Origin of the sequence: Muriicola sp. SD30 (assembly GCF_041205185.1) — a bacterium.
In the GTDB taxonomy this organism is placed as follows: Bacteria; Bacteroidota; Bacteroidia; order Flavobacteriales; family Flavobacteriaceae; genus Muriicola.
Map to the genome: position 1 here is coordinate 818,564 of NZ_JBGEWB010000001.1, position 12,075 is coordinate 830,638.

General features: G+C 42.6%; 10 protein-coding genes. 6 read left to right on the forward strand and 4 right to left on the reverse strand.

Translation table 11 applies throughout. The features are described from left to right. Positions 1–5 precede the first annotated feature (5 nt). A complete protein-coding gene (locus AB8P51_RS03725) occupies positions 6–875 on the reverse strand; it encodes a hydroxypyruvate isomerase family protein (protein ID WP_369747414.1) in 870 nt (289 codons plus the stop codon). Positions 876–924: 49 nt separating this feature from the next. Here AB8P51_RS03725 and AB8P51_RS03730 point away from each other — a divergent pair, with 49 nt between their 5' ends. From AB8P51_RS03730 to AB8P51_RS03745, 4 genes are all read left to right on the forward strand, one after another. Then, positions 925–1,167 (forward strand): DUF3820 family protein, encoded by a 243-nt coding sequence (locus AB8P51_RS03730; RefSeq protein WP_369747415.1) that lies wholly within the window; start codon positions 925–927, stop codon positions 1,165–1,167. Positions 1,168–1,216: 49 nt separating this feature from the next. After that, on the forward strand, positions 1,217–2,854 hold the full coding sequence (locus AB8P51_RS03735) for a CTP synthase (protein WP_369747416.1): 1,638 nt from the start codon (positions 1,217–1,219) through the stop codon (positions 2,852–2,854). A gap of 94 nt (positions 2,855–2,948) precedes the next feature. After that, positions 2,949–4,799, forward strand: a complete 1,851-nt coding sequence (gene yidC / locus AB8P51_RS03740) for a membrane protein insertase YidC (protein WP_369747417.1) — start codon at positions 2,949–2,951, stop codon at positions 4,797–4,799. A gap of 147 nt (positions 4,800–4,946) precedes the next feature. Beyond that, positions 4,947–5,504 carry a DUF6515 family protein gene (locus tag AB8P51_RS03745; protein ID WP_369747418.1) on the forward strand — a complete coding sequence of 186 codons (558 nt, stop codon included), beginning with the start codon at positions 4,947–4,949 and terminating at the stop codon, positions 5,502–5,504. A gap of 262 nt (positions 5,505–5,766) precedes the next feature. Here the strand turns inward: AB8P51_RS03745 and AB8P51_RS03750 are convergent, their stop codons facing one another. Then, positions 5,767–7,164 carry a fasciclin domain-containing protein gene (locus tag AB8P51_RS03750; RefSeq protein WP_369747419.1) on the reverse strand — a complete coding sequence of 466 codons (1,398 nt, stop codon included), beginning with the start codon at positions 7,162–7,164 and terminating at the stop codon, positions 5,767–5,769. 311 nt (positions 7,165–7,475) lie between these two features. Between AB8P51_RS03750 and mnmA the strand changes: the two genes are divergently transcribed. Then, positions 7,476–8,666, forward strand: a complete 1,191-nt coding sequence (gene mnmA, locus AB8P51_RS03755; RefSeq protein WP_369747420.1) for a tRNA 2-thiouridine(34) synthase MnmA — start codon at positions 7,476–7,478, stop codon at positions 8,664–8,666. A 47-nt stretch (positions 8,667–8,713) separates the two neighbouring features. Then, positions 8,714–9,655, forward strand: a complete 942-nt coding sequence (locus AB8P51_RS03760) for an NAD(P)H-dependent flavin oxidoreductase (protein WP_369747421.1) — start codon at positions 8,714–8,716, stop codon at positions 9,653–9,655. Here AB8P51_RS03760 and AB8P51_RS03765 read toward each other — a convergent pair. Both AB8P51_RS03765 and AB8P51_RS03770 read right to left on the reverse strand, forming a co-directional pair. Beyond that, positions 9,641–10,294 (reverse strand): SCO family protein, encoded by a 654-nt coding sequence (locus AB8P51_RS03765; RefSeq protein WP_369747422.1) that lies wholly within the window; start codon positions 10,292–10,294, stop codon positions 9,641–9,643. The genes AB8P51_RS03760 and AB8P51_RS03765 overlap by 15 nt on opposite strands. A 9-nt stretch (positions 10,295–10,303) precedes the next feature. Next, positions 10,304–12,028: a hypothetical protein gene (locus AB8P51_RS03770; protein ID WP_369747423.1), complete on the reverse strand. Its 1,725-nt coding sequence runs from the start codon at positions 12,026–12,028 to the stop codon at positions 10,304–10,306. Positions 12,029–12,075: the final 47 nt, after the last annotated feature.

Here is a 12,075-nt window from a genome sequence, read left to right on the forward strand (position 1 = left end):
GAAAATTATACATCGCAGATTTGTACTCCCTGTTTCAAAGCTGCGATTTTATCTTCCCAGCTGGGAATAAATTCCTGAGCGACATACCCTTTAAAACCGGTTTTTAGAATCGCCTCCATGATGGCCGGGTAATACAGTTCCTGGGTTTCATCGATCTCATGCCTCCCGGGATTTCCCCCGGTATGATAATGACCGATATAGTCCTTGTATTGTTCGATGGTTCTGATCACATCTCCTTCCATAATCTGCATATGGTAGATGTCGTATAGGAGCTTAAAATTATCAGATCCCAGGGCTTCACATAAAGCTACTCCCCATTTTGTCTTATCACACATATAATCCGCATGATCAACCTTGGAATTTAGTAATTCCATCTGTATCACCACACCGTGCTTCTCGGCTAGTGACAGGATATTTTTTAAACCCCGAACTGAATTCTGCAACCCTTCTTCATCATCCATTCCTCTCCTGCTGCCGCTAAAGCAGATCAGATTGGTGTAGCCGGCTTCTGCCACTTTAGGAATCATCTCAGAATAGTTTTTTATAAGTTGTTTATGAAACTCGGGATCGCACCATCCATCGGTTAAGTTAATCTCGGCTCCCCAGCACATGGAGGCATGGATATTGTGTTTTTTTAATAGCGGCCAGTCTTCCGGACCCACAAGATCAATAGCCTTCACCCCCAGGCCGGAAAGATCGGATAGGAATTGGTCTAAAGGGATGGAATTATAGCACCAGTAACAGGCACTGTGGTGAATATTTCCCTTGAGGCCTTGAGGATCATAATTGGGCAGGTCTTTTCCCCAAACCTTGGGTGTAGCCACCATACCGGCTGAAACGGTAGCAGCGGAAGTAATAAAAGATCTCCTTTTCATAAAACTTAGATTTTGCTCCTTCTCAAATGTAAAAGATTTAATTTTAAGGATGGAATTGAAACCGGAGAAAGATCAACTGATCACACTCGCACATTACAAAATGCCCTTCGGCAAATTTAAGGGTCGATATCTGGTGCAATTACCCGAAAGCTATTTACTATGGTTCAGGCAAAAAGGATTTCCGGAGGGGAAACTGGGATTTATGATGAAGCAGGCACTGGAGGTCAAAGAAAACGGTTTGGAAGCCCTTCTTATAAAAATCCGAAAAGATTTTCCAATCGATTCCCCGTGATTTGCCGATGCAATTTGTATCTTTGAATCCCGTAACCAAGAAGCGCGAAATGGCAGCTACAAAATACGTATTCGTTACGGGGGGCGTAACTTCTTCTTTAGGCAAAGGAATCATTGCAGCCTCGCTGGCTAAGCTACTTCAGGCTCGCGGTTATAAGACCACCATTCAAAAATTAGATCCCTATATCAATGTAGATCCCGGGACCTTAAATCCTTATGAGCACGGAGAATGCTATGTAACGGATGATGGTGCGGAAACAGATCTCGATCTTGGACATTACGAACGATTCCTCAATGTAAAGACTTCCCAGGCTAACAATGTTACTACGGGAAGGATCTACCAATCTGTTATAGAAAAAGAAAGAAGGGGAGAATTTCTTGGGAAAACAGTTCAGGTAATTCCTCATATTACCAATGAGATCAAGGAGCGAATACAACTCCTGGGAAAAACAGGGGAATACGACATTATTATAACAGAGATAGGAGGGACCGTTGGGGATATAGAGTCCTTACCCTATATAGAATCGGTAAGGCAGTTGAAATGGGAATTAGGGGACAATAACGCCATTGTGATTCACCTGACCCTGGTTCCATTCTTATCGGCAGCTGGGGAATTAAAGACAAAACCCACTCAGCATTCTGTTAAGACGCTGATGGAAAGTGGGATCCAGGCCGATATCCTTGTGTGCCGGACAGAACATCAACTATCAGATGAGATTAAAGAAAAACTCGCCTTGTTCTGTAACGTAAAACGCGAAGCGGTGATTCAGTCGATAGATGCCTCTACCATTTACGATGTTCCCATCCTTATGCAGGAGGAAGGCCTCGACACGGTAGCCCTTAAGAAACTGGCCCTTCCTGATGATACTGAACCCGATCTTACCCAATGGCACGAGTTCCTCGACAGGCATAAGCATCCAAAAAGTGAAGTGACGGTCGGACTCATAGGAAAGTATGTAGAATTGCAGGACTCGTACAAATCTATCCTGGAATCGTTTATCCATGCCGGGGCTATTAATGAGGTAAAAGTAAATGTAAGGTCGATTCACTCCGAGTATATCACCAAAGCGAATTTTGAACAAAAAATGAAGGGTCTTGATGGAATACTCGTTGCTCCGGGCTTTGGGGAAAGAGGTATTGAAGGAAAGATCAAGGCAGTTAGGTATGCGAGAGAAAATGGAATCCCATTCCTGGGCATTTGTCTGGGCATGCAGATGGCAGTAATCGAATTTGGCCGTAATGTACTGGGACTTGAAGGCGCCAATTCTACCGAAATGGATGAGGAGACGCCATACCCTGTCATCAGTCTTATGGAGGAACAAAAGCATATCACCAACAAGGGAGGGACTATGCGACTAGGAGCCTGGGATTGTGAATTAAAAGAAGGAAGCCTGGTTTCAAGGGTTTATCACGGACAAAATCATATCTCAGAAAGGCACAGACACAGGTATGAATTCAACAATGATTTCAAAGAACAATTTGAAAAGGCAGGTATGGTTGCTTCAGGGATCAACAGTGATACACAACTGGTTGAGATCATAGAATTACCGGATCATCCCTGGTTTGTCGGGGTGCAATATCACCCGGAGTATCAAAGCACAGTGGCCAATCCCCATCCTCTTTTTGTTGGATTTATCAAAGCCGTTCAGCTCCATAAAAAACAACAAACCAATGCCAGTTTGGCATAAACTCCACAATTGGGCCTATATTTGCAAACCCGTAAAAAGAAACTTTCGCATTCTGAATACAGGATGAAGAACAGCTAGATACGACAGATATTAGATGGAAGAGAAAAAATTAGACCTTAATTCAATTATCGGCTTTGTCCTGATCTTCGGGATTCTGTTATTCTGGTTTTACCAGAACCAACCCACCCCGGAAGAAATTGAAGCCCAGAAAGCACAAATAGAACAACAACAGGAAGCTGAAAAGGCAGTTGAAGCAGAGGAAGAGACACCCGTATTGGAAACTCAATCCGTCAATTTACAAGATTCCACAGCTCTTGCAAATTACAGAAATGCTATTGGGGAATTCGGATTCACTCCTGCAACGGAAGGTACTACCACCCTTGAAAACGACGTACTTAACCTTCAGATAAGTAATAAAGGAGGACAGATCACCGAGGCTTTACTGAAGAATTTCGTGACTTATGATTCAGTGCCAGTTTACCTGATCAAGGACGGGAATGCTGTGTTTGATCTGAGCTTTACCACCCGAAATAACAGAGTACTGAACACCAAAGACCTGTATTTTGAACCTTCCCTCAGCAGGGATGGGGATATTCAGATCCTTTCGATGAAAGCTAAAGTCGCACCTCAGCAATTCCTTGAGTATCGATATGAGATGAAACCCGGGGAATACCTGGTGGGATTCACTGTGCGCTCGCAAGGACTCGATGGTGTATTTAATGATAGCAGACCTATCAACCTTAACTGGAGGCTAAAGGGAATTCGTCATAACAAGAGTATTCAATACGGTAATCGCTATACCCGCCTCACGTATAACCACGAAGATGGGAAGATCAGTAAGCTTTCGGAAACTAGCGACGATGAGGAGACTGAAACAGATATAAAGTGGTTGTCTTACAGACAGCATTTCTTTAGCTCCATACTTACGACTAATACACCTTTTGAAACCGCTGAGCTTACCTCAAAGAATTTGGTGGAAGAGGAGAGTAAGGAAACTAAATTCACCAAAGAGTACAATACTGTTGCTCCTCTGCAACTGGAAGGAGGAGAGCTCTCTTATGCCATGAACTGGTATTACGGGCCTACAGATATCGACGTTCTTGAGAAATACAAGGATCTTGGTCTCGTAGAATCTATCCCTTACGGGTGGGGTATTTTTGGTTGGATCAATCGCCACATCTTTACCCCCTTCTATGGCTTTCTGAGTTCGTTCCTGCCTTTCGGACTTGCCATTGTCGTCATGACCATAATTGTGAGACTCTTAATGTCTCCGGTTACTTACAAGTCGTACCTCTCCCAGGCTAAGATGAAAGTTCTTAAGCCTGAGATCACAGAGATCGGTGAGAAGTACAAGGACAATGCGATGAAAAAGCAGCAGGAGACCATGAAATTGTACAACAAGGCGGGGGTGAGTCCCATGAGTGGGTGTGTTCCTGCTTTGCTGCAGTTGCCCATTTTTTACGCCCTGTTTATGTTTTTTCCAACTTCATTTGCCCTAAGACAGAAGTCGTTTTTATGGGCAGAAGATTTATCGTCCTACGATACAATTGCGCAGCTTCCGTTTAGCATTCCTTTTTACGGAGACCATGTTAGTCTTTTTCCAATCCTGGCCTCAATTGCGATCTTTATCTATATGATGATGACCACAGGGCAGAATATGCAAACACAGCCCGGGATGCCCAATATGAAGTTTATCATGTACCTGTCGCCCCTGATGATGTTGTTCTTCTTTAACAACTATGCGAGTGGACTAAGTTTGTACTATTTTGTTTCTAACCTCATTACGATCTTTATCATGCTGGCGATTAAACGCTTTATCCTGAATGAGGACAAGATCCACGCTCAGATCCAACTCAACAAAGCGAAACCTAAGAAGGAAAATAAGTTTCAGCGCAAGATGAGGGAGATGATGGAACAGGCAGAGCAACAGAAAAAGAAAAAGTAATCCTCTGGTATTTCTTAATATTTCTACTCTTTTGCTACTTTCCCAGGAGATACTAAACCCTGGTATCCATCGTTTTGGGTTTAAAGGTTAAACCTTTTTCCAGACTTTAAGTCATAAAGGAATAAAAGAATAACTAAAATCAAACCCATGAAGAACTGGAAACTTATTATATCGGCATTCTTGCTGATGTTTTTCTTTCATACTCCTGAGGCTGAGGCCCAGGTGGTAAACCGCCGCACAAATAGGGTAGTTAAAGTAAATCGTACTACCAAAAGAAAAATCCGAAGGAAGAAACGAAGATTAAGACGCAGAACCCTGAGAAGACTACCGGCAAATACAAGAGCAAGAGTCTGGCGCAATGTGTCGTACTATCCTGTTGGGACTATGTATTACGTAGCCCGGAGAGGGGTATATGCACGAGCCTTTCCTCCTCGTGGATTCCGGATCCGTATGGCAGCAGGAGCCTTAACCCGCATCATGGTAAGAGGTGCTGCTTATTATTACGCTGCAGGCGTTTTCTATCAGAATGTAGATGATGAATATGAAGTTGTCTCTGCACCTATTGGAGCTGTGGTCAAAGAACTTCCTGAAGATGCGGAAGAAATGGATTTTGACGGCATCCCTACCTACGAATTAAACGAGACCCTTTACAGGGCAATTGATGACGGCTATGAAGTTATTGATTTACTCGAGGAGGAGGACTAGACCATTACAAAAGAATACAAAATGCAAAAAGCTCCCTCAATTAAGGGAGCTTTTTTCGTTGGTTATGTTTGGTAAGATTTGGGATTTCAAATATGCATTATTCATCTTCCTTTTAAAAAGTTAAGTTGTCAAGCTGTCGTTTTTGTATGCTAACAGTTTTGAATCTGTTGTCTGGTGAGAACACAAAATTGATCTGTCTTCATTTAAAAGAAAAATGGCTGCACTCTGCAGCCATTTTTATGAACAAAACAAAATAGAATATTTAATTACCTGTGTTTGGTATCATCACCTGGTTGAGGACATGGATTACGCCATTGCCTGCTTGTACATCTACAGCTACAATTCCAATTCCTGTAGTTCCGGAACCATCTGTTACATCGGCTATATTGTCTCCAGTACCGGGGAGGTTGATAGTAATCATATCGCCTTCCAGAGTAGCTGGCATAATTCCGTCAGTGAGATCCCCCGACCTTACATTGGCTCCACCTATAACATGGTGTAATAAAACCTGAGTCAAAACTGATTCTTCCGGAATCTCGGCCAGGGCATCAAAAGCAGCGTTAGTTGGGGCAAATACGGTGAAGTCTGGGTCGATTCCATCTCCATTGCCACCTGCTGTCCTGGATAGGATTCCGGCAAAATCTGTGGCCGGAGTCAATTCAGTCAGGGCACTCACCAGAGTAGAGAAATTAGGATCTACTACTGCAAATGTCACTACTGTAGGCACATCGATTACAGCATCTACTGCGTGGATCACTCCGTTGGTAGCTACGATATCAGCAATGGCAACATCACTTACTCCATTTAAGGTCACTCCACTGTCTGTATTAATATAAAGACTCAGGTTATCTCCGTCAGTATTCACTCCGGCTGTAGAAACGTATGAGTTGCTCAATCCGCTTGAAAAGGCTGCAGTTCCAACTATCACATGGTTGGAAAGGATATTTGCCAGTTCATTTCCATTTGGGTTTTCAAAAGCAGCAAAAGCATCGTTTACAGGCGCAAATACCGTAAAATCAGTAGTATCATCAGATAATAGATCAGTGAAGGTAGTATTTCCACCATCTGTCAGGGCACCTACCAATTCAGTAAGGCCGGCGTTCGCTACGGCGTGGTCAACTATATTAGGCAGCCCAATTACTGCATCTACAATATGTACAACTCCGTTTTCAGCTTCTACATCAGGAGTAACTACATCAGAAATTCCGTTGATCGTTACGCTATTGGAGGTATCAATGTATAAACTAAGGTTCGCTCCTCCTGGTCCAGCTGTGGAAAGAGAAGAAACATAGCTCGTGGTTAGATTTGAAGATAAAAATTCTCCTTCAACAACGTGGTTGAGTAAAACCTGGGTCAGAACATCTACTGGTACATCTTCTAAGGTAGCGAAGTTGTTGTCCTGAAGGAAAGTTTCAAATGCGGCATTGGTTGGGGCAAAAACGGTGAAAGGGCCATCGGCCTGAAGAGCAGTCACCAATTCAGCTCTCTGAAGGGCAGCGACCAGATTGCTAAGGTCATCTGTAGCTATGGCAAGATCTACAATGTCGGGATCCGAAGTAACGATAATCGGGTTGTCACCATCGTCATCTGAACAGGAAGCCATAAAGACTACTGCCATGATTAATAAGCATGTTTTGATAAGTTTTGAAGTTGTTTTCATTGCTGTATTTTTTAGTTTCTGTTTAACGAAAATACTATAAAGAATAAACAAAAAAAGTCAATTATTAAATCTTTAACAGATCAAATTGCTCAACTAATCGAACAAATACCCGAAAAATATTAAGAAAACTTCATATTTATAGTCGTTATGGAATATGCCAATGTTTTCATTTAACTTACATTGTTTAATATATATTAATAAACATTTAACAATACATTTCATAATCTTTCAAAAATATACGGGGTGTTTCGCTTTTAAGAAAGGAAGATCAAATACAATATTTCGTATTTTTGCAGCGCGAAAAAAGGATTATGCAAAAAGTAGTTGTCGGACTTTCGGGAGGAGTTGATAGTAGTGTAGCTGCCTATCTGTTAAAACAACAGGGATACGAGGTTATTGGTCTTTTTATGAAGAACTGGCACGATGATTCTGTAACTATTTCCGAAGAATGCCCCTGGCTTGAAGACAGTAATGATGCCCTCATCGTAGCTGAAAAATTGGGGATACCCTTTCAGACGGTCGACCTGAGCGTACAGTATAAAGAAAGGATTGTCGACTATATGTTCAGAGAATACGAGATGGGAAGAACACCAAATCCGGATGTACTCTGTAACAGGGAGATCAAGTTCGATGTGTTTATGAAAATCGCCCTGGACCTGGGAGCCGATTTTGTTGCAACAGGCCATTATTGCAGAAAGGGAGAAACTAAAGATAGAGATGGAAATCTACAATATCAGCTTCTTGCCGGTAAAGACCCCAACAAAGATCAGTCGTATTTTTTATGCCAGCTATCTCAGCAACAGTTGGCCAAAACCTTGTTCCCGGTAGGAGAGCTCACAAAACCGGAAGTACGCAGAATAGCTGCCGAAAATCAATTAATTACGGCAGAAAAGAAGGATTCTCAGGGACTTTGCTTTATAGGTAAAGTAAGACTACCCGATTTCCTGCAACAGCAACTAAAGCCAAAAAAAGGCGATATTGTGGAAGTGCCTGCTGACGCCCAACAGTATCATAATGGTACCCCTAAATTTAATAACAAGACCGAGGAACTCGCCTTTTACTCAGAAAAACCCGATTACAATCCAAAGGATGGTAAGGTAGTCGGTACACACCAGGGAGCCCACTTCTTTACAATCGGGCAGCGCAAAGGACTTGATGTTGGGGGAACCAAAGAACCCTTATTCGTTATTGATACTGATGTCAATTCTAATGTGATCTACACGGGGCAAGGGAAATCCCATCCCGGACTTTACCGCAGAACCCTCTTTGTTAAAGGGGATGAGGTACATTGGATAAGGCCCGACCTCGCCTTAAATCCGGACGAAAGTATGAAGGTAATGGCAAGGATCCGGTACAGACAACCCCTGCAGCAAGCTACCCTCTACCAGGTTGAGCACGGAGTATATGTCGACTTCCTTGAAAAACAATCAGCGATCACAGAAGGACAGTTCGTGGCCTGGTACATTGGGGATGAACTTATAGGATCGGGCGTGATTTCCTGATTCCCCGTTGAATTGTCTTATCTTGATTTCCTTAGAAACAAAAAACCATGTCGAATAGAATTATTCATCTCTTTGGGATACAATACCCCATAATTCAGGCCGGAATGATCTGGGCCAGTGGGTGGAAGCTCGCCTCAGCCGTATCCAACGCCGGTGGTCTCGGATTGATTGGTGCCGGGAGTATGTACCCAGAAGTACTTCGGGAACACATTCAAAAATGCAAAGAAGCCACTTCCAAACCCTTTGGGGTAAATGTACCTATGTTATATCCGGATATAGATAAACTCATGGAGATCATTGTTGAATTGGAGGTGCCTATCGTCTTCACCTCCGCCGGAAATCCCGCAACATGGACATCCTTTCTAAAGGATAAAGGGATAACTGTAGTACACGTTGTCAGTAGCGTCAAGTTCGCCCTCAAAGCACAACAGGCCGGTGTAGATGCTGTAGTTGCTGAGGGATTTGAAGCAGGAGGACATAACGGCAGGGACGAAACTACTACCCTTACCTTGATCCCGGCGGTAAAAGAACAAATTGAGATTCCCTTAATAGCTGCCGGGGGTATCGCTACCGGACGTTCTATGCTGGCAGCGATGGTGTTAGGTGCGGATGGAGTACAGGTGGGGAGCCGGTTTGTAGCGTCGGATGAAGCTTCGTCTCATGTTCGTTTTAAAGAAAGAGTGGTGGCTGCCAAGGAAGGGGATACCCAGCTTACCTTAAAAGAGCTTGCTCCTGTAAGAATGCTAAAAAATGAATTCTATGAACAGGTTCAACAGGCCTATCAGCGATGCGCCACTCCGGAAGAGCTTAGAGAATTGCTGGGCAGGGCCAGGGCAAAACGCGGGATGTTCGAGGGTGATTTGAAGGAAGGTGAACTGGAGATCGGACAGGTTTCCGCCGTTATTCACGATATAAAGCCCGCCGCACAGATCGTAGAAGATATGATGGAAGAGTATCAACGTGCGATAAAACTCTTAATTCAAAAGTAAGGCAATATCATCCGTCAATCGTATTATTTCCTCTGAACGAGTACCTTCATAAATCCCTCTGATTTGTCTTTGTGTATCGACCAGGATAAAATTAGGAGTATGGATAAAATCCTGCAAACCTCCATCGCCCTCATCAAGGACAGCAAAGTAACTTTTTCGGGCTAGGTCATAAATATGTTGTTTATTTCCGGTTGTTATATTCCACTTTGAACTGGAAGCATTATGGATTTTTGCATATCGCTTTAGTACTTCAACACTATCTAAAGTTGGAGTAACCGAAATAGAAAGTAATTTTACCAAATCATTATCGTAAAAGAGTGTCTGCAACTCTTCCATATTTTTCGTCATTAAGGGGCAAATAGTCGGACAACGTGTGAAAAAGAAATCGACTACGTAAATTTTACCGTCATAGTCTGCATGGGTAATGGTATCCGCATTTTGATTTATTAAACGAAAGTCTTTTACATAATATCCTTTTTTTACATCCCGATAGTCAAAGTCTACAAGCATAGGATTGAGATCCGCAGGATTGTAGATCCTGGGTTCATTAGTAGTAATTGAACTCCGAAAATAAAGTAGTATTATGGCTAACCCCGCTATGCAAATGACAGTAGGGAGGAGAATTTTCTTTGATTTCATAACTCAATGTTACAAGACCGAATTACTTATTACGATATCTGCATCTTTCCATACCATATTAAATTCTTCCTGGACTTGATTGGCTTCCTGCATCTTTCCCTGCCCTTTTAGACTTTTATAAAGCCCCATCAATGACCAACCATTTTGCCTAAGAACTTCGAGATCTTCCCGGTAAATTTTCTCAGCTTCTTCGTATTCATTGGCTTCAAGCAATATCGCGCCCAGGTTTTGTCTGGTCGGAATATGCCATGCGGCAGGTTCTGTATATGTCAGATTGTCTTCTGCTGCCACAGCATTCTTTAAATGGTTTATTGCGGTGGGATAATCCTTTTTCAAGGCTGCTAATTCACCGGCAATTACCTCATACGCTATATCAGCGATGGATGCTGAGCTGTTGTGAGCTGTAGCAATTAGGTCCTTAAGCGAATCGTCTTCACCTAATCTCGAAAGGGCCTCGAGCTCTTCTTCTGCTTCTTTTACATTACCTTTTCTGATAAAAGCTATACCTCTGGCATAATGACGAATTAGGTTTAAATGTTTGATCTCGGGATTTGGACTTGGAATAGTTAAAATGTCATTCCATTTGCCAAATCTTGTGTATGCCAGATATGGTGTTGCTGCAAAATCCTGAAGAAAGGGCAAGTTTACTAGCTCGCCTTCAGGTACTTTTTCTGCCGTCTTTTTTGCGGCATCTATGGCAATATCACTAGCACCCAGAAGGCTGGCAGCTGACCACAAAAAATGAATGTTATGCGGATAGTAGCCAAGGGGATACATGCCTTGTGAATAGCACTGGGAAATATAATCCTCGTCTGCCAGTATAGCTGCCTGATTTGCAGTAACCGCGTCTTTATATCTGCCCACTCGTATGTAAATATGCGAAGGCATATGAACAATATGTCCTGCCGCAGGCATAAGAGATCCCAGTTTATCTGCACTTGCAACGGCCATGTCCGGGAACGGAAGTTCTACCATATGTATATAGTAGTGATGTGCCCCGGGATGATCAGGATCTTTCTCCATAGCGATCTCCAATGCTGCCTTGGCTTTGGTAATATTGGGTGAAGGATTGCCATTCTTATCCCAGTAATTCCAGGGAACGGTATTCATAACTGAGGCGGCATATAGAACTTGTACATTGGCATCCTCGGGATATTTCTTTACGATTTTTTCCATAGCCTCCATATAGGCTTTATTTAGATCACTAGTGTTTTCAGTTATATCAGTACTGTACCTATGTGTTAGTGCTTCAATTAATGCTTGTTCCTTTTGGGTCGCCGTCGACATCGCCTTAACGGCTTTTGCCATCGCCTCATTATATTTAATTTTTCGCTCTTCCAAAGGTTCAGGATCGTTAATATTTGGACCCAAGGCATAGGCCTGACCCCAATAAGTCATTGGAGATTTTGGATCTAGCCTGGAAGCTTCCATGAATGATCGATGTGCCTCTGCATGATTAAAAGCATAGGTTAGTCGCAATCCCTGGTTAAAGAATTCCTGTGCTCTGGGATTGGAAGTAGTAATCGGAAAATTGAGCGTACCCAAATTTTCAAAAAGTGGAGAAATTTGTTGAGTGGTATCTACATCCTTGAGTAAAAAGTTGGCTACAGTACACTTAATTGCTCCGTAAGAAGCAAGTTGTGAAGGATCTTTTTCGGATTCTTTTGGCAATACAAAATACAGGCATACCAGTATGCCCGCTATCATTGCGGTTAATTTTACTTTAGTGCTCATAATAATTATTTTGGTTGGTGGTTTCGGTTCAATGCTATATCAATGAT